This window comes from Pseudonocardia sp. Ae505_Ps2, assembly GCF_001932425.1.
Lineage (GTDB): Bacteria > Actinomycetota > Actinomycetes > Mycobacteriales > Pseudonocardiaceae > Pseudonocardia.
Genome location: NZ_MCIP01000001.1, coordinates 1,674,295 through 1,694,606, shown reverse-complemented (window position 1 = coordinate 1,694,606; position 20,312 = coordinate 1,674,295). Strand labels below are relative to the sequence as shown.

The 20,312-nt window shown below is 73.2% G+C and carries 23 protein-coding genes and 2 tRNA genes; 14 read left to right on the top strand and 11 right to left on the bottom strand.

Annotated features, from left to right (window positions below):
* Positions 1-144: 144 nt before the first annotated feature.
* The 5 genes from Ae505Ps2_RS07975 to Ae505Ps2_RS07955 all read right to left on the bottom strand — a co-directional run bounded on the left by Ae505Ps2_RS07975 (position 145) and on the right by Ae505Ps2_RS07955 (position 2,766).
* A complete protein-coding gene (locus Ae505Ps2_RS07975) occupies positions 145-816 on the bottom strand; it encodes a GntR family transcriptional regulator (RefSeq protein ID WP_020627941.1) in 672 nt (223 codons plus the stop codon).
* A gap of 146 nt (positions 817-962) precedes the next feature.
* Positions 963-1,481: a GNAT family N-acetyltransferase gene (locus Ae505Ps2_RS07970; protein WP_075334065.1), complete on the bottom strand. Its 519-nt coding sequence runs from the start codon at positions 1,479-1,481 to the stop codon at positions 963-965.
* A gap of 32 nt (positions 1,482-1,513) precedes the next feature.
* Entirely contained in the window at positions 1,514-1,822 is a 309-nt protein-coding gene (locus Ae505Ps2_RS07965; RefSeq protein WP_075309077.1) for a hypothetical protein, read from the bottom strand.
* Between the two features lie 9 nt (positions 1,823-1,831).
* Positions 1,832-2,254: a DUF6194 family protein gene (locus Ae505Ps2_RS07960; RefSeq protein ID WP_020627944.1), complete on the bottom strand. Its 423-nt coding sequence runs from the start codon at positions 2,252-2,254 to the stop codon at positions 1,832-1,834.
* 53 nt (positions 2,255-2,307) lie between these two features.
* Positions 2,308-2,766, bottom strand: coding sequence for an SRPBCC family protein (locus tag Ae505Ps2_RS07955; RefSeq protein WP_075309076.1), 459 nt, complete (start codon positions 2,764-2,766; stop codon positions 2,308-2,310).
* Positions 2,767-2,802: 36 nt separating this feature from the next.
* Here Ae505Ps2_RS07955 and Ae505Ps2_RS07950 point away from each other — a divergent pair, with 36 nt between their 5' ends.
* Positions 2,803-3,333 carry a DinB family protein gene (locus Ae505Ps2_RS07950; RefSeq protein ID WP_233147701.1) on the top strand — a complete coding sequence of 177 codons (531 nt, stop codon included), beginning with the start codon at positions 2,803-2,805 and terminating at the stop codon, positions 3,331-3,333.
* Positions 3,334-3,412: 79 nt separating this feature from the next.
* Here the strand turns inward: Ae505Ps2_RS07950 and Ae505Ps2_RS07945 are convergent, their stop codons facing one another.
* Positions 3,413-3,847 (bottom strand): hypothetical protein, encoded by a 435-nt coding sequence (locus Ae505Ps2_RS07945; RefSeq protein ID WP_075309075.1) that lies wholly within the window; start codon positions 3,845-3,847, stop codon positions 3,413-3,415.
* 30 nt (positions 3,848-3,877) lie between these two features.
* Here Ae505Ps2_RS07945 and Ae505Ps2_RS07940 point away from each other — a divergent pair, with 30 nt between their 5' ends.
* Positions 3,878-4,231 carry a hypothetical protein gene (locus tag Ae505Ps2_RS07940; protein WP_075334066.1) on the top strand — a complete coding sequence of 118 codons (354 nt, stop codon included), beginning with the start codon at positions 3,878-3,880 and terminating at the stop codon, positions 4,229-4,231.
* An 82-nt stretch (positions 4,232-4,313) separates the two neighbouring features.
* Positions 4,314-4,727, top strand: coding sequence for a YccF domain-containing protein (locus Ae505Ps2_RS07935; RefSeq protein WP_075309072.1), 414 nt, complete (start codon positions 4,314-4,316; stop codon positions 4,725-4,727).
* Here the strand turns inward: Ae505Ps2_RS07935 and Ae505Ps2_RS07930 are convergent.
* The gene (locus tag Ae505Ps2_RS07930; RefSeq protein ID WP_075309070.1) at positions 4,724-5,989 is read right to left on the bottom strand and encodes a M18 family aminopeptidase; all 1,266 of its coding nucleotides are present in this window, start codon (positions 5,987-5,989) and stop codon (positions 4,724-4,726) included. The genes Ae505Ps2_RS07935 and Ae505Ps2_RS07930 overlap by 4 nt on opposite strands.
* A gap of 10 nt (positions 5,990-5,999) precedes the next feature.
* Between Ae505Ps2_RS07930 and Ae505Ps2_RS07925 the strand changes: the two genes are divergently transcribed.
* From Ae505Ps2_RS07925 to Ae505Ps2_RS07910, 4 genes are read left to right on the top strand one after another with little or no spacing between them, the layout of a single operon-like run.
* Positions 6,000-7,535, top strand: a complete 1,536-nt coding sequence (locus tag Ae505Ps2_RS07925) for a GMC oxidoreductase (protein WP_075309068.1) — start codon at positions 6,000-6,002, stop codon at positions 7,533-7,535.
* The gene (locus Ae505Ps2_RS07920) at positions 7,528-8,007 is read left to right on the top strand and encodes an SRPBCC family protein (protein ID WP_075309066.1); all 480 of its coding nucleotides are present in this window, start codon (positions 7,528-7,530) and stop codon (positions 8,005-8,007) included. The genes Ae505Ps2_RS07925 and Ae505Ps2_RS07920 overlap by 8 nt, the downstream gene beginning before the upstream one ends.
* Positions 8,004-8,528, top strand: coding sequence for a GNAT family N-acetyltransferase (locus tag Ae505Ps2_RS07915; protein ID WP_075553534.1), 525 nt, complete (start codon positions 8,004-8,006; stop codon positions 8,526-8,528). The genes Ae505Ps2_RS07920 and Ae505Ps2_RS07915 overlap by 4 nt, the downstream gene beginning before the upstream one ends.
* 26 nt (positions 8,529-8,554) lie before the next feature.
* Positions 8,555-10,618 carry a M3 family metallopeptidase gene (locus tag Ae505Ps2_RS07910; protein ID WP_075309062.1) on the top strand — a complete coding sequence of 688 codons (2,064 nt, stop codon included), beginning with the start codon at positions 8,555-8,557 and terminating at the stop codon, positions 10,616-10,618.
* 67 nt (positions 10,619-10,685) lie between these two features.
* Here Ae505Ps2_RS07910 and Ae505Ps2_RS30250 read toward each other — a convergent pair whose 3' ends face one another.
* The gene (locus tag Ae505Ps2_RS30250) at positions 10,686-12,299 is read right to left on the bottom strand and encodes a glycoside hydrolase family 16 protein (RefSeq protein ID WP_170917019.1); all 1,614 of its coding nucleotides are present in this window, start codon (positions 12,297-12,299) and stop codon (positions 10,686-10,688) included.
* Between the two features lie 536 nt (positions 12,300-12,835).
* Here Ae505Ps2_RS30250 and Ae505Ps2_RS07900 point away from each other — a divergent pair.
* Positions 12,836-13,510 carry a response regulator transcription factor gene (locus Ae505Ps2_RS07900; protein WP_020621680.1) on the top strand — a complete coding sequence of 225 codons (675 nt, stop codon included), beginning with the start codon at positions 12,836-12,838 and terminating at the stop codon, positions 13,508-13,510.
* Between the two features lie 10 nt (positions 13,511-13,520).
* Here Ae505Ps2_RS07900 and hisC read toward each other — a convergent pair whose 3' ends face one another.
* Complete coding sequence (gene hisC, locus Ae505Ps2_RS07895; RefSeq protein WP_075309058.1) at positions 13,521-14,573, bottom strand: histidinol-phosphate transaminase; 1,053 nt, start codon at positions 14,571-14,573, stop codon at positions 13,521-13,523.
* 60 nt (positions 14,574-14,633) lie between these two features.
* Between hisC and Ae505Ps2_RS07890 the strand changes: the two genes are divergently transcribed.
* Positions 14,634-15,335: a dienelactone hydrolase family protein gene (locus Ae505Ps2_RS07890; protein WP_075309056.1), complete on the top strand. Its 702-nt coding sequence runs from the start codon at positions 14,634-14,636 to the stop codon at positions 15,333-15,335.
* Here the strand turns inward: Ae505Ps2_RS07890 and Ae505Ps2_RS07885 are convergent.
* Positions 15,307-15,924 carry a TetR/AcrR family transcriptional regulator gene (locus Ae505Ps2_RS07885; RefSeq protein ID WP_212567615.1) on the bottom strand — a complete coding sequence of 206 codons (618 nt, stop codon included), beginning with the start codon at positions 15,922-15,924 and terminating at the stop codon, positions 15,307-15,309. The genes Ae505Ps2_RS07890 and Ae505Ps2_RS07885 overlap by 29 nt on opposite strands.
* 90 nt (positions 15,925-16,014) lie before the next feature.
* Between Ae505Ps2_RS07885 and Ae505Ps2_RS07880 the strand changes: the two genes are divergently transcribed.
* From Ae505Ps2_RS07880 to Ae505Ps2_RS07860, 5 genes are all read left to right on the top strand, one after another.
* A complete protein-coding gene (locus Ae505Ps2_RS07880) occupies positions 16,015-17,058 on the top strand; it encodes an aldo/keto reductase (protein WP_075553533.1) in 1,044 nt (347 codons plus the stop codon).
* Between the two features lie 59 nt (positions 17,059-17,117).
* The gene (locus Ae505Ps2_RS07875; RefSeq protein WP_075309052.1) at positions 17,118-19,124 is read left to right on the top strand and encodes an acetoacetate--CoA ligase; all 2,007 of its coding nucleotides are present in this window, start codon (positions 17,118-17,120) and stop codon (positions 19,122-19,124) included.
* Positions 19,125-19,223: 99 nt separating this feature from the next.
* Positions 19,224-19,313, top strand: a tRNA-Ser gene (locus Ae505Ps2_RS07870).
* Positions 19,314-19,382: 69 nt separating this feature from the next.
* Positions 19,383-19,458 (top strand) — tRNA-Arg (locus Ae505Ps2_RS07865).
* A gap of 111 nt (positions 19,459-19,569) precedes the next feature.
* Positions 19,570-20,025: a hypothetical protein gene (locus Ae505Ps2_RS07860; protein WP_139320145.1), complete on the top strand. Its 456-nt coding sequence runs from the start codon at positions 19,570-19,572 to the stop codon at positions 20,023-20,025.
* 8 nt (positions 20,026-20,033) lie between these two features.
* Here Ae505Ps2_RS07860 and Ae505Ps2_RS31830 read toward each other — a convergent pair.
* Positions 20,034-20,312: transposase family protein (locus tag Ae505Ps2_RS31830; protein ID WP_249265233.1), on the bottom strand; the 279-nt coding region annotated here is incomplete at its 5' end.

Genomic DNA, 20,312 nt, shown 5'->3' with positions numbered 1-20,312 from the left:
TCCCGACTGATCGAGGAGGGCGGGGGCCGAGCGACGAACGACCTCATTGGTATACGAAAAGAGTTTCCAGGACGTGTCCTGCCGTGTCAATGGCGTGACTTTGGGCCCTGCTGAGGGAGCTTGGTATACGAAACGCGCCGAGTGTCAGTCCGCGGGCAGGATCGCGGCGAGGCCGCGCAGTGACGGCGCCCGTCCGTGCTCGATGTGGGCGAAGGCGAGCGCGCCCGCCAATTCGGCGTTGCCGCTGTAGATGGCGTCACAGAGCGCGACGTGCTCGCCGTACTCGACGTGCGGGTCGCGGTCGGCGGTGAGGGCGAACAGCCAGCGGATCCGCCCCAGGAGGGGCGTCATGGTCGCGATGAGCAGCGAGTTGCCGGTCATGGCGATGATCTGGGCGTGGAGGTTCGTGTTGGCCTGCCGGATCGCGTCCTCGTCGCCGGCCCGGGTGGCCCGGGCAGCCTCGGCGAGCACGTCGCGCAGGGCGTCGTCGGCGCGCCCCTCGGCGACCGCCCTGGCGGCCTGGCGGGCGGCGAGGACCTCCAGCGACAGGCGGACGTCGAACAGCTCGGCGACGTCCCGGAGCGTCAGCTGCCGGACCAGTGCCCCGCGGTGGGGCGAGGTCGTCACGTATCCCTCGAGCTCGAGCTGTCGCAGTGCCTCACGGATCGGTACCCGGGACACGTTCAGGTCCTCGGAGAGGCTGCGCTCCCGCAGGCGGCTGCCCGGGGGATGGACGCCGTGGATGATCCCCTCGCGGATGGCGACGTAGGCGGACTGGGCGAGAGATGTCGAGGTGCCCTCGACGTCCGCGACCATGCCTCGCCTCCTGGTGTCCGCGGGGTGTGGCGCCCCCCGATCGCTCCCACACTACGGCGCCGCCGATGACGACCCTGCGCGACGGCGGCCGGTCCTGTGGGGCGGCACGTCGAGCAGCAGCTCCCGCGCACTCGCGGCACGGTCCTCTATGCCGTGCGCCGGGATCCGAACTCGAAGAGACTGCCGTCGTCGAGCCGCATGACCTCGATTTCGTCGAGTCCCCGGGCATTCAGACGTTCGTAGAAGCGGATCGCGCTGACGTTCGTGCGGAGTACCCACCACTCCAGGCGTCCGCAACCACGCTCGGTCGCGAGATCGGCGAGGTGTCCGAGGAGGGCCTCGCCGATCCCCCGGCCGCGGAAAGCCCCATCGACATACAGGTCCTCGAGATGGATACCGGGCCGTCCGAGAATCGTGCTGTACGTCGGATAGAATAACGCGAACCCGACGAGTTGGTCGCCCATTGCTGCCACGACCGACTCCGCAAGAGGAGATGGGCCGAACAGCGCAGCCGCCAGGTCGGCGGGTTTCGCGATCACGTCCCCCGGAAACGACTCCTCGTCGGCCAGCTCGACCACGAATCGATGCAACGTCTCGATGTCGTCGGGTTTCGCAGGCCGTAGGAGCAGGTCGGACGTGGACGGCTTCCCGGCCGGATCCTTCATTCCCGATGATGAGCACGGAACTCGGCACGTGGTCAACCCAGGCTTGCGGTGGCGGACGCGGGGATCCCATTCGAATATCCCGCCGAGAACGTCGTCGCCGAGAACGGACGAGAGATCGCCGGCCACGCTCTCGGATCCCGTCTCCGATACCAGCCCCGCCGCTCCAGTACGAAGGTCAGCAGCGCCGTCCCGTCGTCGAGCAGGGTCACGGTGTGCGAGGCGATCAGCCACTCCTGCCCGAACGAGTCCAGCGGGCTCCCCAGTTCCACCTCGGTGGCCTTCCCGGGGGACAACGCCAGATCGTCCTGGGCGACGCGCATCGTGATCAGCCGACGTTTCACCGGGGCAGCCTAGGAATGTCGACGGGCCGCATTGGCGTGTTTCCGGACGGCGAAGTCGTGCGCCACGTCGAGCAGCTCCCGCACCAGCGGCCAGGTCGTCTCCGGCTCCACCACCGCCACCCAGTGGTGGGCGGCGTAGACCGGGTGCGGGAACAGCACGTCGCGGGACGTCGGGTCGGTGCCCGGGTCGGTCGGGAACAGCTCCCGGTAGCGGGCGGTCGGCAGCCCGATGTTGAGCCGGAACGCGCCGGGCCGGTCGAGGTCGGAGGCGGTGTCGTTCACGTCGGACCGCACGACGGTCGCCCAGCCCTGGCGGGGGCGTTGCTCGTAGTCGTGATCCGGGTCGTGGATCGCGAACGCGTCCCCGTTCCCCTCCACGATCCGGGTGCCGGGGAACCCGGCGAGTACGGCGATGACCTGCTCGGCGTCCATGCCGCCAGGTCAGCACCTTTCCATGATCGTTCGTCCGGCGACAGTGTGTCAGATCACATTTTTTCGGCGACGGTGGCGAGCAGGTCCAGTGACGCCCGCAGCCGGTCCGCGGTGGTGGCGCGGGCGCGCTTCTGGCGGAACGCGTCGTCCGGGTCGAGTTCGGTCCAGTCGTAGGTGCAGGTCACGCGGGTCGTGCCGTCGCCGACGGGCTCCAGCTCCCAGCGCCACAGGTGTCCGGGCGGCGGCTTCCCCGGCTCCGACGGCAGCCACGTGACGAGCCGCCCCTCGACGAACTCCACGATCCGGTTCTCCCGCACCGCGCCCTGGGTGAGCAGCATGGAGAAGACGTCGCCGACGGCGCGGACCCGCTGCCCGTCCGCTGCCTCGGCGAGGTTGTCGTTGCCGTCCCAGGACGGCTGACGGGCGGGGTCGGCGATGAGCTCGAAGATCGTCGCAGGGTCGGCGGCGACGGTCCGGCTGCTGCGCACCACGGTGGGCGGGGTGTCGGTCACGACCGCAGTGGACCATCGCCCGGCCGGGATCGGAAGATGTCGGACCCCGCTGTCACGATCGCGGACATGACCGACCGCGCCCGTCCCCCGATGCAGGCCGACGCCCTCACCACGCTCACGGCCTGGCTCGACTTCTACCGCGCCACCCTGATCGGCAAGGTCGAGGGACTGACCGGCGAGCAGGTGCGGGAGGCGTCGGTGCCGCCGTCGTCGCTCACGCTGCTGGGGCTGGTCCGGCACCTGGCGTCCGTCGAGCGGAACTGGTTCCGCCAGTTCCTGGGCGGTGAGGACGTGCCGTCGTTGTACCCGCGGCAGTCCGGAACGGGCCATGACGGCGGCTTCGAGCTCGGGAGCGCGGACCTCACCGAGGCCCGCGCGGCTTGGGAGGCCGAGGTCGCCCGGGCCCGCCGGGTCGTCGAGGAGGCCGGGCCGGACGGCACCGGGTCCCTCGGTGGGAACGCGGTGTCGGTGGTGTGGATCCTGACCCACGTGATCGCCGAGTACGCGCGCCACGTCGGGCACGCCGACCTGCTGCGGGAACGGATCGACGGCAGCACCGGCGTGTGAGGCCGCGTTCCGCGGAACGCGGGTCGTCGTAGGGCGGGGCCGTCGGACGGTGGAGTTCACCGTCCGACGGTGGCGATCGTCAGCGGAAGCCGCGGAACACCCGGTCGGGCTGCAGCTGCGCGTGGTCGGCGAAGTCGGCGAACTCCATGTTCGCGGTCGACACGTTGTTCTCCACCGACCACAGATCGGCTGCGGCGATCCGGAGCGTTCGGCCGGGATCCTGCCGCAGGTCGGCCGCGACGATCGGGAAGCCGTCGTCGTGCAGGGTCCGCTCGTCGACGACGAACAGCAGCGGATGGTGGGCGGCGAGCCCGTCGTCGAGCGCGAACACGACGACGCGGTCGGCGGTCCAGCCGCCGAAGAGGTCCTCGGTGACGACGTCGAACGCGGCGAGGAAAGTCTCCTCGTCCGGATCCCGGGGCGCGATGATCCCGAGCAGCTCGTTCCAGGGGCCCTCACCCGAGTCGGTGCAGGTCCGCACCAGGGGCGGGAGGAACGTCACGGGGAACTCCACCCCGCCATCCTCCCGTGGTCGGATCGGGACATGAGCACCGCACCCAGCGTCGACGGCCGCCGGTTCGCCGGCGTCAGCAACTCCGGCGACGGCGAGGTCGGCCGGGCCACCGTGTTCGACTACCACGAGTCCGACGGCCTGGTGTGGGCCGAGTACTCCGGTGGCGACGTCCGGCTCGGCCGCCTGGCCGGCACCCGCGAGGGCGACCGGCTGAGCTTCCGCTACGTGCACGTGTCCGTCGACGGCGCGTCCAGCTCGGGGCAGTGCGAGGCCCGCCTCGAGGTCCTCGACGACGGCCGGCTCCGCTCGCACGAGACCTGGGCCTGGGAGTCCCGGCCGGGCACGGGGGAGAGCGTCGTCGAGGAGGTCACGGGTCGGACGTGAGGAATGCCGCCCCACCGGAAACCGGGGTCGGCCTCCGGAACATCCCGGAGGGGGAACCGGACACCTCGGGCATGCTGGACCCATGCTCCGCCTCATCCTGAACGTGGTCTGGCTGGTCCTCTCCGGCTTCTGGCTGTTCCTCGCCTACACGGCCGCCGGGATCATCGCCTGTCTGCTGATCGTGACGATCCCGTTCGGCATCGCCTCGTTCCGGATCGGGCTCTACGCGCTGTGGCCGTTCGGCCGTGAGGTCGTGCGCGACCCGCGGGCCGGTGCGGCGTCGGCGATCGGGAACGTCCTGTGGATCCTGCTGTTCGGCTGGTGGCTGGTGGTCGGCCACGTCGTGACCGCGATCGCGCTGGCCGTCACGATCATCGGCCTGCCGATGGCCTGGGCGAACCTGAAGCTGATCCCGGTGTCGCTGCTGCCGCTCGGGTCGCGGATCGTCGACACCGACGTCTACGTGTCCGGCTCCCGGGTCGCCGCGCAGGTCTAGCCGGCGTCGGTCAGGAACTCCACACCGGCCCGGGCCAGCAGGCCGGGGTCGTGCACCCCGCACAGCTCGCGCGCGGAGTGCATCGACAGCACCGGGATGCCGACGTCGACCGTCCGGATGCCCAGCCGGGTTGCCATGATCGGCCCGACGGTCGACCCGCACGGCACCGTGTTCTTGGAGACGAACACCTGGCTCGGCACGTCCGCGGTGCGGCAGGCCCGCTTCCAGGCGGCCGCGCCCGGCGCGTCGGTGGCGTAGCGCTGCACCGCGTTCACCTTCAGCGACGGCCCCCGGTTCGGCACCGACAGGTGGTCCGGGTCGTGCTTGTCCAGGTGGTTGGGGTGCGCGGCGTGCGTGACGTCCACCGACAGGCAGCGCGACCGCGAGAACACCGCGTGCCGCTCGTCGAAACCCCCGGCCAGCCGGGTCAGCACCGTCTCCAGCAGCGGTCCGGCGGCGCCGGTCGCACTGGCCGAGCCGATCTCCTCGTGGTCGAACCCGACGAACACCGGGACGGTGCCCGGGTCCCGCTCGACCGCGGTGAGCAGCGCGCTGATCCCGGCGTGCACCGAGGCCAGGTTGTCCAGCCGCGGGGCGGCGAGCAGCTCGTCGTCGCGGCCCAGGGTGGCGGGCGGGGTGAGGTCGTAGGTGAACAGGTCGTGCGCCGCGACGTCCTCCGGGTCCTCGCCGACCCGCACGGCGAGGAACTCGACCAGGTCGCCGCCGTCCGGGTCGCCGAGACCCCAGATCGGGAGCAGGTGCCGCTGCGGGTCCAGGGTCAGGCCCTGGTTCACGCCGCGGTCGAGGTGGATCGCCAGCTGCGGGATGCGCAGCAGCGGCCGGTCCACCCGGACCGGGACGACGCGGCCGTCGTAGAGCGCGAGGCGCCCGGCGAGGCCGAGGTCGCGGTCGAGCCAGGAGTTCCACAGCGCGCCGCCGTAGACCTCCACCCCGACCTGGCGCCAACCGGCGACGCCGACGTCGGGGTTCGGCTTGACCTTGAACCCGGGCGAGTCGGTGTGCGCGGCGAAGATCCGCAGCGGGGCGCCCGGCCCGGACGCGGGCTGCCACCAGGCCAGGATCGTGCCGTCGCGCACGAGGTAGCGCCCGCCCGGCCCGTCGGCCCACGGCTCGTCCTCGCGCTGCTCGGTGAAGCCCGCGGTGGACAGCCGGCGGACGGCCTCGGCCACCGCGTGGTACGGCGACGGGCTCGCGGTGAGGAACGAGGCGAGGTCACGTGCAGCGTCGGTCACGTGGGGCATCCTGGCAGCAATGACCAACGGGTTCGACGTGGTGGTGGTGGGCGCGGGATCCGCGGGGTGCACCCTCGCGGGCCGGCTCGCCGAGCGCGGGGTGCGTACGGCCCTGGTCGAGGCGGGTGCCGTCGTCGTCCCGCCGGACTCGATCCCGATCGCGTCGCTCGCCGCGACCGCACCCGGCCACGTCCTCAACTGGGCCTACCGGGCGACGCTGTGCCAGGGGCGGGAGTGCACCGTGCCGCGGGGACGCGTGCTGGGCGGCTCCGGTGCGATCAACGGCGGCTACTTCGTGCGCGCCGTCCCGGCGGACTTCGCGGACTGGGGCGTCCCCGGCTGGTCCTACGACGACGTCCTGCCGTACTACCGGCGGCTGGAGCGCGACCTCGACTTCTGCACCTCCGACCGGCACGGCGACGCGGGCCCGCTGCGCATCTCGCGCCCCTCGGGCCGGCTGCGGGCCGCGACGACCGACCCGTTCCTGGCCGCCTGCGTCGCGCTCGGCCACCCCGAGGAGCCGGACAAGAACGCCGGCGGCCCGCCCGGCGCGGGCCCGATCCCGACCAACGCCGTCGACGGGCGCCGGGTCAGCGCCGCCACCGCCTACCTGCCCCCGCCGTGGGGGAACGCGGAGTCGGCCGGGAGGAGCGCAGGCGCAGCGAGCGGCGGCACCGACGCGCTGACCGTGTTCGGCGGAGCCCCCGCCGAGACGCTGGTGATCGAGGGTGGCCGGGTCACCGGGGTGCGTGTCGGCGGGCGCACCCTGCACGCGGCCGAGACCGTCGTGACCGCGGGCGCGGTCGGCACCCCGGCGCTGCTGCAGCGCTCCGGGATCGGCCCGGAGGACACACTGCGGGCCGCGGGCGTCGCCGTGGCGCACGAGCTGCCCGGGGTCGGACGCGGCTGGTCGGACCACCCCGCGGTGTTCCTGCCACTGCGCAGCGGCCTGCCCGACCCGCCCGCCGACGCCGTCGCCGCGCAGGCCGCGCTCCACCTCGACTCCGGCACCGACCCGGCCGGTGACCTGGAGATCCTGCTGTTCGCGCACCCGTTCGCACCCGGCGGGCCCGCGCACCTGATGTGCGCGGTGCAGCGCCCGGACAGCCGCGGGATGCTCGCCATCACCTCCCCGGACCACGACGACCCGCCCCGGCTGGACTTCCGCTACCTGCGCACCACCTCCGACCGGCACCGGATGCGGGCCGCGGTGCGGATCGCCGCGGACATCCTGCGCGCCGCGGGCTGGGACCGAGCCGCCCCCGACGACGGCGGCCCCGCCGGCTGGGAGCTCGGCAACGACACCCGGCTCGACGGCTGGATCCACGACCACCTGACTACCTCGGTGCACCTGTCCGGCAGCGCTTCGGCGGGTACCGGACCGGACGCCGTCGTCGACTCCGACCTGCGGGTGCACGGCCTGGGCGGGCTCCGGGTGGCGGACACCTCCGTCCTGCCCCGCGTGCCGCGGCGCGGGCCGGCCGCGACCGCGATCATGATCGGGGAGCGCGCCGCCGACCTGGTGTGCGGCACCGAGGGGGAACGCCGTGCATGACGAGGTCACCGTCCACATGACGGCACCGCCCGAGCGGATCTGGGAGCTGGTCTCCGACATCCGCAACACCGGCCGGTTCTCACCCGAGACCGTCGACGCGCAGTGGCTGGACGGCGCGACCGGCCCGGCCGTCGGCGTCCGGTTCCGCGGCAAGGTCGTCCGCAACGGCCGCGGACCGACCTACTGGTCGACGTGCGAGATCACCGCCTGCGAGCCGGGCCGCGAGTTCGGCTTCGTCGTGCTCCTGCCCGGTGACCGGCGGGTCATCCACTGGCACTACCGGTTCACCCCGGCCACCGCTCCGGACGGCGCCGAGGGAACCGAGGTCACCGAGTCCTTCCGGATGGAGCCCTCGGCCGCCACCCGGGTCTACTGGGCGCTGCTGGGGTGGGCCCGCGGGCGCACCAACCGTGCGGGGATGCGGACGACCCTGGAACGGATCCGCGCGGTGGTGGAGGATCCGCAGGCGTGATCCGTGCCGCCCGCGTCGCCGACGTGCCCGCCCTGCGTGAGATCGAGCGCGCGGCGGGGGAGTCGTTCCGGGCGATCGGGCTCGACGTCGTCGCCGACGACGACCCGCCACCGGCCGCGGTGCTGGCTGCCTATGTGGTGGCGGGGCGGGCCTGGGTGGCCCAGAGGAGCGCAGGCGGAACCGGGGACGCAGGGCCGCTGGTCGGCTACCTCATCGCCGATCTCGTCGACGGCTGCGCGCACGTCGAGCAGGTGTCGGTGCTGCCGTCGCAGCGCGGACGGCGGATCGGGGAGGGGCTGGTCGAGCACCTCGCCGGCTGGGCCCGGGACCGCGGGCTGCCCGCGCTGACCCTGACCACCTACCGGGACGTGCGGTGGAACGGCCCGTACTGGGCGCGGCTCGGCTTCCGTGAGCTGATCGCGCCCGGCCCGGGGCTGCGGGCCATCCGGGAGCACGAGGCCGCGCGCGGTCTCGACGTGTGGCCGCGGCTCGCGATGCGTCGCGAACTGGCCGGTTCCTGAGGGTCCCCGGCCGTAGGGTCGGGCCCATGAGCAACCCGTTCCTCGCCCCGAGCGCGCTGCCGTGGGGTCTGCCCGACACCTCCCGGATCACCGACGAGCACTACCTGCCCGCGTTCGAGGCCGGGACGGCCGAGCAGCGCGCGGAGGTGGCGGCGATCGTCGCGGGGGAGGGCGAGCCCACCTTCGACGACACGATCGTCGCCCTGGAGCGCTCCGGCGCCACCCTGGACCGGGTGGCGCGGCTGTTCTACACGCGGGTCTCGGCGGACTCCTCGCCCGCGGTGCGCGAGATCGAGGCCCACGTCGCGCCGATGCTGGCCGCGCACGCCGACGCGATCGCGCTGGACCCGGGGCTGTTCGCCCGGATCGACGCGCTGCACGCCCGTCGTCACGACCTCGGTCTCGACGCCGAGTCGCTGCGGCTGCTGGAGCGCCACCACCGTGACATGGTGCGCGCCGGGGCCCGGCTCGGCCCCGACGAGCAGGCCCGGCTGCGGGAGCTGAACGCGGAGCTGTCCGGGCTGACCACCCGGTTCGGTGCTGCGCTGCTGGCGGGGGCGAACGCCGCGGCCGTGCACGTCACCGACCGGTCCCGGCTCGACGGCCTGTCCGAGGACGCGATCGCCGCCGCCGCGTCCGCCGCGGCCGAACGCGGCCACGACGACGGCTGGCTGATCACCCTGGTCCTGCCGACCGCGCAGCCCGCGCTCGCGGTACTGACCGACCGGTCGCTGCGCGAGGAGCTGTTCCGCGCCTCGACGACCCGCGGGCAGGCCGGGGAGCACGACACCCGCGACATCGTGCTGGCGATCGTGCGGCTGCGCGCCGAGCGGGCCGCGTTGCTCGGGTACCCCGACCACGCGTCGTACGTGATCGACGACGCCACCGCGGGGACCGCGGAGGCCGCGGTCGCGATGCTGGAGTCGCTGGTCCCCGCGGCGGTCGCCAACGCCGACAGGGAGGCCGCGGAGCTGGCCGGCGGCGTCGAGGGCGACCTGGAGCCGTGGGACTGGGCGTTCGAGGCGGAGCGGGTGCGCCGCGAGCGCTACGCCGTCGATGACGCGGCGCTGCGCCCGTACCTGGAGCTCGACCGGGTGCTCACCGACGGCGTGTTCCGCGCCGCGTCCGAGCTGTACGGGATCTCCTTCACCGAGCGCACCGACCTGCCCGCCTACCACCCGGACGTGCGCTGGTGGGAGGTCCGTGAGAGCAGCGCAGGCGGAACGAACCTCGACGCCGACAGCGACGGCGAGCCGCTCGGGCTGTTCGGCGCCGATCTGTGGGCGCGGCCGTCGAAGCGGGGCGGTGCGTGGATGAACTCGCTGGTCGACCAGTCGTCGCTGCTCGGGACGCGGCCGGTGGTGCTGAACACGCTGAACCTGAACAAGCCCCCGGCCGGGGAGCCCGCGCTGCTCACCCTCGACGAGGTGCGCACCCTGTTCCACGAGTTCGGGCACGCCCTGCACGGGCTGTTCTCGGAGGTGGAGTACCCGACGTTCTCCGGGACCTCGGTGCCGCGCGACTTCGTCGAGTTCCCCAGCCAGGTGAACGAGATGTGGCTGGAGGACCCGCAGGTCCTCACCTCGTTCGCCCGTCACCACGTGACCGGCGAGCCGCTGCCCGACGAGCTGCTGGCCGCGTCGCAGGCCGCGCGCGGGTACGGCGAGGGCTTCGCGACGACGGAGTACCTGGCCGCGTCGCTGCTGGACCAGGCGTGGCACCGGCTGTCCCCGGCCGAGGCCGCCGGGATCACCGACGTGCTCGCGTTCGAGCAGCAGGCGCTGGAGGCGGCCGGGGCCGCGCACCCGCTGGTCCCGCCGCGCTATCGCAGCACGTACTTCAACCACGTGTTCGGCGGCAGCGGGTACGCGGCGGCGTACTACTCCTACATCTGGGCCGAGGTGCTCGACGCCGACACCGTCGCCTGGTTCGGCGAGCACGGCGGCCTGCGCCGGGAGAACGGCGACCGGTTCCGTCGTGAGGTGCTGTCGCGTGGCGGCGCCGTCGACGCGATGGAGGCCTACCGCGCGTTCCGCGGCCGCGACCCGGAGATCGCGCCGCTGCTGGCGCGCCGTGGCCTGGCCGGCTGACCCGGCACACACGACCGCCCGCCGTCCGGTGGGGAGCGCCGGGCGGCGGGCGGTCGTGTGGGGAGTGCTACTTGTACTGACGCATCCAGGCGACGCGCATCTCCGACGGCTCCGGCGAGCCGCCGTCGGGGAAGTAGTCGAGCTGGATCGTGGCGTGCATCGGCCCCGGGGGGAACGTGCTCGGGTCCTCGGAGCGGAACCACTCGACGCCGTCGATGTAGCCGACGATCGCGTCCGGGGTCCACTCCACGGCGTAGTTGTGCCACTGGGTGATGTCGATCTGCTTCTTGGCGTCCTTCTGCGAGTTCGAGCTGCCGTAGTGCAGGAAGAAGGACACGTCGTCGCTGGCGCTGGTGGTCTCGGCGAAGTCGATCTCGCCGCCCTCCGGCCAGGACACCTCGCTCGGCCACAGCAGCAGCACGGGGTGGTACTGCTTGTCGCCCTTGGGGAACTGGGCGCGCATCTCCCACTTGCCGTACTTCTGCGGGGTGCCCCAGGCCATGCCGCCGGTGTTGCCCTGCGAGTCGCCGCGGATGACCAGGTTGCCGTTCTCCACCGAGATCGCGTCGGAGGTGCGCTTGCCCTGGCCGTCGTGGCCTTCGCCGTTGTAGGGCGACCAGTTGCTCCCGAGGGTGGACCCGAGGAACTCGTCGCCGCCGATGGCCTGCCAGCCCATCTTCAGCGCGGCCTGGATGCCGTCGCCGGCGACCTGGACGGCGCCGCCGATCGGACCGGCGGGGGCACCACCGGACCCGCCGGAGTTCGCGGCGGCCCGTGCCCGTTCGGCGGCCTCGCGACGGCGCTGTTCGGCACGACGCTCGGCAGCCTCCTGCGCGGCCAGTGCCTGACCGATCTGGCCGGACGCGCCCTGCGCGGCGTCGCCGAGTGCGGAGCCGCCCCCGTTGGCCAGCACCGGCCCGGCCGACAGCGTGGTGTCCGATGCCGACCGGCGCGACGAGTCGTTGACCATCGCCGCGGACAGCGACGGGTCCTCGGTACCGGGCTGCAGCAGCGTCAGCACCATCGTCGCGGCGAGCACCGCGGCGGCCCCGACGCCCAGCGGGGCGAACCGGCGGATGCGGGAGCGGGCGGGACGGCCGCGGTCGATCGCGACGACCGAGCCCGTCCCCGACAGCGAACCGGAGCCGTCCGGCTCGTGCAGCCCGGCGATGACCCCGCCGTCGACCTCGGTGCGCGGCGCGGGCACATCGGCCTGCGGGGTCTGCAGGGTCTCGGGCCCGTCGGGCACGAGGGAGGTCGAGGGGGAGGGAGCCCCGCCGAACAGCTCCACGCCGGACAGCCCGGCCGCCGACGACGACCCCACCCGCCGTGCGCGACGGCCCGGCGTCCGGCTGGCGGGCACGGCGTGCGCGCCCGTCCCGGTGACCGTCGCGTCCCCGGCCACCGCGGTGTCCCCGGTGGCACCGTGCGCCCCGGTCCCGGTGACGGTGTGCGCCCCGGTTCCGGTGACCGCGTGGGACCCGGTGCCGGTCGTGCGGCTGCGTGGTGCCCACGGGCCGGGGTCGGCCGTGTCGGCCCAGGTGATCCGCCCGGCATCCGTCGCCGCGGCACCGGTGGGGGAGTCCGCCGTGACGGCGGCACCGGTGTCGTCGGGGTCGGAGCCGGAGCGGGCGTCGCGGTCGTCGTCGTCGAGGACGCGGTGCCGCCCGGAGGCGCTCACCCGGTCCATGAGCTGGGTGGCCGTGGGTATGGCCGATCGGGCCGTGTCGTCCGCCGGGGCGGAGGACGCGGCATGCCTGCCCCGGGGAGACGGCACAGAGGGGGAGCTGTGCTCGGCGGCGAGTCGCGCGATCAGGTCGCGGGGGTCGACCTGATCAGCCGCAGCGGAACTCTTCCGTCGCATGAGGGGGGACTCTAGGTAGGGTGACCGACTGTGAACACCCTCGCTGAGAAGGGTGGTTGCGTCTCCGCGCCGACAGGTCGTCGGAGAGCGCCGAAGAGCAAGATCCCGCCATTTCGGCAGTATTGCTGGGCCGAACAGAGCAACCGCACTCTCAGGTGCACCCATTCGGGCTACACGGTCACGGTACGTCGCACCGTTAGCCGATTGTGACGGGCTACCGGTCGCGGAACAGTGGCCGTGCCTCCCCGGTGCTCCCCGCAAGACCTCCCCGCTCCCCGACCTCCGCAGGATCTGTGAACGATCACGCTCCCCCCGTCACGCCGTCCCTCCCGATCCCCGCACCGCGTTCCGAGATGCGCGCGCTCTGCGTGCTGCTGGCGCTGCCGCCGTCGGCGGGCACGGCCGCGCTCGGCCGCGGGCTGCGTCAGGACCTCGCCGCGGAGGGCGTGGACCTCGTCGTCGTCGCCGACGGCATCGAGCTGCTGGACACCCTGCGCTCCCGCGGCGCGGACCTGCTCGTGCTCGACATGGAGCTGCCCGGCCCCGAACCCTCGGTGCTGCTGGGCGCCGTCCAGTCCGAGTCGCCACCGACCCCGGTGATCACCGTCGTGCCGCGCGAACGGCGGGCCGGGGTGATCGGCATGCTGCGCGGCGACCGCGACGACTTCCTGATCCGGCCGTTCGTCCCGGACGAGCTCGCGTCCCGGATCCGGCTCCGGCTGCGTGCCGCCGCGGGCCTGCCGGCGCCGACGGTGCTCGGCCACGGCGGCCTGTCCGTCGACGTCGACGCCGGACAGGTCTTCGTCGACGGCCGCCGGGTCGCGCTGTCGCCGACCGAGTACGCGCTGCTGCTCGCGCTGGCCGAACGGGCGGGCGAGCCGGTCGCGCTCGACGACCTGGGCCGGCGGGCCTGGACCGAACCGGTGTCGGCCAACCTGGTGCAGGTCTACGTGTCCTACCTGCGGCGCAAGATCGGTCCCGAACGGATCAGGACCATCCGGGGGCTGGGCTACCAGCTGGACGGCTGAGCACCGGCTCTCAGGGCCCGAAGGACGACGCGACGTCGAGGAGCATGTCGTTCTCCTCCGGCGTGGACACCGTGACCCGCACCCCGTCGTCGGCGAACGGGCGCACGATCACCTTCCGCTCGCCGCAGTGCGTCGCGAACGCCGCGGTCCGGTCCCCGAGCGGCAGCCACACGAAGTTGGCCTGGCTCTCCGGGACGGTGAACCCGGACCCACGCAGCCCGGCGGCCACCCGGTCCCGCTCCGCGACGACGGCGGCGCAGTCGGCGAGGATCTCCTCCCGGTGCTCCAGCGCGGCGACGGCACCCGCCTGGGCGATCGAGCTGACCCCGAACGGCGGCGCCACCTTGCGCAGCGCGGTCGCGATCTCGGTGGAGGTCAGGGCGTAGCCGACCCGCAGTCCCGCCAGCCGGTAGGCCTTGGAGAAGGTGCGCAGCACGACCAGGTTCGGGTGCTCGTCGAGCAGCGGCCGGCCGCTGACGGCGTCGGGGTCGGTCACGAACTCGGCGTAGGCCTCGTCGAGCGCCACCAGCACGTCCGGCGGCACGGCGCCCAGGAAGCGGACGAACTCGTCGCGGTGCACGGCCGGGCCGGTCGGGTTGTTCGGGCTGCACACGAACACCACCCGGGTCCGCTCGGTGACGGCGGCGGCCATCGCGTCGAGGTCGTGCCGGTAGGCGGCGTCCAGCGGGACGGTGCGGATCTCCGCCCCGCCGATCTGGGTCACGATCGGGTACGCCTCGAACGAACGCCAGGCGAACAGCACCTCGTCACCGGGGCCCAGGCAGCCGATCTGCACGAGCTGCTGGCACAGCGTCACCGAGCCGCAGCCGACCGCGACCCGCTCCGGCGCGAGGTCGTACAGGTCGGCGATGCGGCCGGTCAGCTCGACGACGCCGAGGTCCGGATACCGGTTGCCACCTGCGGCGGCACGGGCCACGGCCGCCAGCACCGCCGGAGCGGGCGGCGCGGCCACCTCGTTGCTGGCGAGCTTGACCGCCCCGGGGACGGTGCGGCCCGGCACGTAGGCGGGCAGGGTGTCCAGATCGGGGCGGATGAGCGTCATGACGGCAACGGTATCCGTCGGGGGTCGAAACGCGGGCCGGTGCTCTGGTTGAGTGACGACATGACGACCACCGCTGTCCGGACCGAGGGCGTGCCGCTGACCGACGGGGGCGAGCTGCGCCTGACCGTGGCCGAACCCGACGGTGCCGCCCGCGGCGGGATCGTGGTGCTGCAGGAGGCGCGCGGGGTCACCGACTCGATCCGGCTGCTGGTCACCGGGCTCGCCGCGGACGGCTGGCTGGCCGTCGCGCCGCACCTCTACCGCGACGCGGACGCCGGTGGCGACCTCGCCGACGGCTCGGAGGCCGCGGTGGCCGAGCACGTCGGCAGCCTGGACCCGCGCCAGGTCATGGACGACTGCGACACCGCCTTCGGCTGGCTCGGCGACCAGGGCTTCGAGGCCGACCGGATGGGCGTGCTCGGCTTCGACCTCGGCGGCACGGTCGCGTTGCACGTGGCGGCGAACCGCACCCTCGGCGCGGCGATCACCGTCGCCGGCAGCGGGATCGAGTCCTCGCCGTGGTCCAGCCTGCCCGCGCTGGTGGAGACCGCGCCGGAGCTGACCTGCCCCTGGCTGGGCATCTACTCGGAGGCCTCCGACACCGACGCCGTCGCCCGCCTGCGCGACGCCGCGGCGTCCTCCGGGAAGGCGACCGACGTCGTCGTCTACCCGAGCACCGGCTACCGCTTCGACGACGACCCGGAGTCGGCCGCCGAGGCGTGGCAGCGGGTCCTCAACTGGTTCGACGCGCACCTGCGCTGACGAACGCCCCGGCCCGCGCGGCCACCCCGGCGACGACGGCGGCCCGCCGCGCGTCGTCGGCGTCCGGGAGTGCGCCGCGGGTCAGGAGCAGGTGGTAGAGCGGGGCGGAGACCGCCCGCACCACGGCGGCCGGATCGGTGCCGTCGGGCACCTCGCCGCGGGCCACCGCGTCGGTGACGCACGGCTCCCAGGCGGCGGTGCGGGCGTCGTAGAAGCCGCGCAGCGCCCGCGCCGTCCCCGCGTCGCCGACGGCGGCGCAGATCAGCGCGGTCAGCAGCCTGCCCTGCCGTGGGTCGGCCAGCGTGGCGCGGACGAGCTCGGCATTGGCGAGCAGGTCGCCGTCGAGGGAGCCGGTGTCCGCGCGCGGTGCGGAGGTCTCGACCATGTCCGACACCATGTCCTCGAGCACCGCCGCGACGCTGCCCCAGCGCCGGTAGACCGTCGTCTTGCCGACCCCGGCCCGCCGCGCGAGCTCTGCCAGGTCCAGCCCGGTCGGCCCGAGCTCGATCAGGGCATCGCCCGCCGCCGCCAGCACGGCCGACCGGACCCGCGCGGTCCGGCCCCCCGGTCTGCTCATCTCCGGTGCCACGGCGCCCACCCTAGCCCTTGACGGAACCAGGGTCCCGTTTGACGTGCTACGTTCAAACGGAACCACAGTTCCGTTAGAGGGGAGACGGTCATGGAGTACCGACGGTTGGGACGCAGTGGGCTGCAGGTCCCGGTGCTGAGCCTCGGCGCGGGCACCTTCGGCGGCAGCGGCGAGCTGTTCGGGGCATGGGGATCGGTCGACGTCGCCGGTGCGCGCCGGATGGTCGACCGCTGCCTCGACGCCGGGGTGACCCTGTTCGACACCGCGGACGTCTACTCCGCGGGAGCCTCGGAGGAGGTGCTCGGCGCGGCCGTCGCGCACCGCCGCGACGAGGTGCTGATCTCGACCAAGGCGGGGCTGCCCACCGGCCCCGGCCCGAACGACGCCGGGACCTCTCGGCCGCGCCTGGTCCGGGCCGTCGAGGACGCCCTGCGTCGGCTGCGGACCGACCACATCGACCTGTTCCAGCTGCACGCCTACGACGCGGGCACCCCGCCCGAGGAGGTCCTCTCCACCCTCGACGAGCTGGTCCGCGCGGGGAAGGTGCGCTACACCGGCGTCTCCAACTTCCCCGGGCGACGGCTCGTGCGGGCCCTGGACCTCGCCGACCGGCCCGGGTGGGCACGGCCCGTCGCCCACCAGGTCTACTACTCGCTGGTCGGGCGCGACTACGAGTGGGACCTGATGCCGCTGGGCCGCGAGGAGGGGGTCGGCGCGCTGGTCTGGAGCCCGCTGGGCTGGGGGCGGCTGACCGGCCGGATCCGCCGGGGCACCCCGCTGCCCGCGGGCAGCCGCCTGCACGCCACCGCCGAGGCGGGCCCGCCGGTGCCCGACGACCTGCTCCACGACGTCGTCGACGTGCTCGACGCGATCGCCGCCGAGACCGGCGCGACGGTGCCCCAGATCGCGCTGAACTGGCTCACCACCCGGCCGACGGTCACCTCGGTGATCATCGGTGCCCGGGACCCGGAACAGCTGGAACAGAACCTCGGCGCCGTCGGGTGGAGCCTCGACGACGACCAGCTGGCCCGTCTGGACGCGGTGTCCCGCCGGCCCGCGCCGTACCCGCACTTCCCCTACGAGCGGCAGGAGGGCTTCGCCCGGCTCGCGCCGCCGATCGTCGGTGCGGCCTGACCGTCCCGGTGGGGCCGGACCACTGGTGCGTGGCAGGTGCCGTCGGGGATGCTCGGGTCATGTCGCCCGTGCCGTCACCGCAGACCGTCACCGACCCGGAGGTCCCCGAGCTCCTGTGGAGCCCGGACCCGACGCGGACCGGCGACACCGAGATCGTCCGCTTCGCCACCTGGGCGCGCGACGAGCGGGGCGCCCCGCTGACCGACGTCACCGACTACGCGCAGCTGCACGCCTGGTCGGTGACCGACCTGGAGGGCTTCTGGTCGGCCGTCGCCGAGTACTGCGGCGTGCTGTTCCACGACCGCCCGACGGCGACGCTCGGCTCGCGGGACATGCCCGGCGCGCAGTGGTTCCCCGGCGCGACGCTGAACTACGCCGAGCACGCCCTGACCCCCGGCCCGGGCCGCGCCGACGACGACGTCGCCGTCGAGTTCGTGCGAGAGGACGGCCTGGAGCGCACCGTCACCCACGCCGAGCTGCGCGACCAGGTCGCCCGCGCCCGCGCGGGGCTCGTCCGGGCCGGGGTGGGCGCGGGCGACCGGGTCGTCGCGCTCGCCCCGAACAGCGTCGAGACCCTTGTCGCCTTCCTTGCCGCGGCGAGCCTCGGGGCGATCTGGTCGTCGTGCTCGCCGGACTTCGGCGCCCGCGCGGTGCACGACCGCTTCGCCCAGATCGAGCCCGCCGTGCTCGTCGCCGTCGACGGATACCGCTACAACGGCAAGGGCTTCGACGTCCGGGACAAGGTCGCCGACCTGCAGGCCAGGCTGCCCACACTGCGCGCGACCGTCCTCGTGCCCTACCTCGACCCCGACGCCGCCCTCGACGGCACGACGACCTGGGCCGAGTTCACCGCCGAGACCGGCCCGCTGGAGTTCACCCCCGTCGCGTTCGACCACCCGCTCTGGGTGCTCTACTCCTCCGGTACCACGGGCCTGCCGAAGGGCATCGTGCACGGCCACGGCGGGATCGTCGTCGAGCACCTCAAGGCGATGCGCCTGCAGCACGGGCTCGAGCCGGGGGAGCGGTTCTTCTGGTTCACCACCACCGGCTGGATGATGTGGAACTTCCTGGTCGGCGGCCTGCTCGTGGGCGCGACGATCGTGATGTTCGACGGCAGCCCCGGCCACCCCGACCTCGGCGCGCTGTGGGCGCTCGCCGCGAAGCACCGGGTGGCGCTGTTCGGCGTCTCCGCCCCGTACGTGCAGTCCTGCATGAAGGCCGGCCTGCGTCCCGGCGAGGACCACGACCTCTCCGCGATGCGCGCGCTCGGCTCCACCGGCGCACCGCTGTCGGTCGACGGCTTCCGCTGGATCGGCGAGGCAGCCGGGTCACACATCCAGATCTGCTCGGTCTCCGGCGGCACCGACGTGTGCGCCGCGTTCCTCACCAGCGCCCCGACCGTGCCGGTCTGGCTGGGGGAGCTGTCCTGCGCGGCGCTCGGCGCCGACGTCCGCTCCTGGGCCGAGGACGGCACCGACCTGCTCGACGACGTCGGCGAGCTGGTCATCACCACGCCGACCCCGTCGATGCCGGTCATGTTCTGGAACGACCCGGACGGCACCCGGCTGCGCGAGTCCTACTACGAGGACTTCCCCGGCAACTGGCGCCACGGCGACTGGGTCCGCCGCACCCCGCGCGGCTCCTACGTCATCTACGGCCGCTCGGACTCCACCCTCAACCGCGGCGGGGTCCGGATGGGCACCGCGGACTTCTACGCCGTCGTCGAGAACGTGGAGGGCGTCGCCGACTCGCTGGTGATCGACACCACCGCGCTCGGCGCCCGCGAGGAGGGCACCCTGCTCTGCTTCCTGGTGCTCGACGACGGCACCACCCTCGACGACGTCGAGCCCACCCTGCGCACCCTGCTGCGCAAGGAGCTCTCGCCGCGGCACGTGCCGGACCGGTTCGTCGTCGTCGACGCGGTGCCGCGCACCCTGAACGGCAAGAAGTGCGAGGTGCCGGTGAAGAAGATCCTCTCCGGGACCGCACCGGAGAAGGCGGTGTCGGCCGGCGCGCTGCAGAACCCGGACGCGCTGACCCCGTTCGTGGCCCTCGCGGGAGCCTGACCTGCGCCGGACCGGGGTCCCTCGGTCAGGGGGACCCCGGTTCGGGAAGACCGGAACGCGCGTGTAGTGTTGTCCTCGCTGGTGGCCGTCAGGCACCGGGGAGGCTTCGCCTAGTCTGGTCTATGGCGCCGCACTGCTAATGCGGTTTGGGGTAACCCCCCATCCCGGGTTCAAATCCCGGAGCCTCCGCACCGGCACGGCGGTCGATACACCGGTCGCCGGCCGACAACTGAAGATTGCTACGCTGGAAACAGCAACGCGCCCGTAGCTCAACGGATAGAGCATCTGACTACGGATCAGAAGGTTAGGGGTTCGAATCCCTTCGGGCGCACCACACGAGATCCGGCTCTGACCAGCGACAACGGTCAGGGCCGGATCTTTTTTCGTCGGTGGAAGTTGATCGCGGTCCACGAACCGGTCCACGAACCTTGCTAGCTTCCGCCACGTGGCCAGCCGATCCGACGCCCCCGTCAAGCGCCAGCGCGGCAGCATCCGCCGCCGGGCTCGGTGCTACGAGGTCCGTGTGTCGGCTGGTGAAGATTCCTCGACCGGCGAGCGGATCGTGTTGTGCGAGAGCGTCGACATCGAGGGAGACGGCGACCGCGCCGAGAAGGCCGCCTACCGCGAGGCCGAGAAGATCCGGACCCGGCTCCTCGCAGACGCGGACGAACTGAAGGTCGCGCGCACCAAGGCCACCGTCGGGGCCCTGCTCGAACGCTGGATGCAGCAGCACGAGATCGACGCCACCACCCGGATGACCTACGAGTCCCAGATCCGGATGTACATCCTCCCGAACCTCGGTGACGTCCCGCTGGTGCTGTTCGTCCGGGAGGCATCGCAGCGCCTGGAGACGCTCTACAGCCGCCTGCGGAGGTGCCGCGCACTGAGGTGTTCTCAGTAGCGGGTTGATCATGTCGTGCGGTCGTACTCGGTGTGGAGTAGTACGAGCGCAGCTGCGGTGATCGCGCCGGTGCGCCAGGGACATAGCGTGACTCGCCGCAACGCGGCGAAGGTGGTCTTGAGCAGGGCGTTTCCGCGTTCGGCCAGAGCACGAAGGGCTGAGTGCAGGGTGTTGACGGTGCGCTGGTTGACCGTCTGCCCGCGGCCGGGGGCGAGTTTGATGGGCACGGTGAGCCGGTCGGCTTCGCCTTCGTAGCCGAGGTCGCCCAGCGCGGCGTGGGTGTCGTC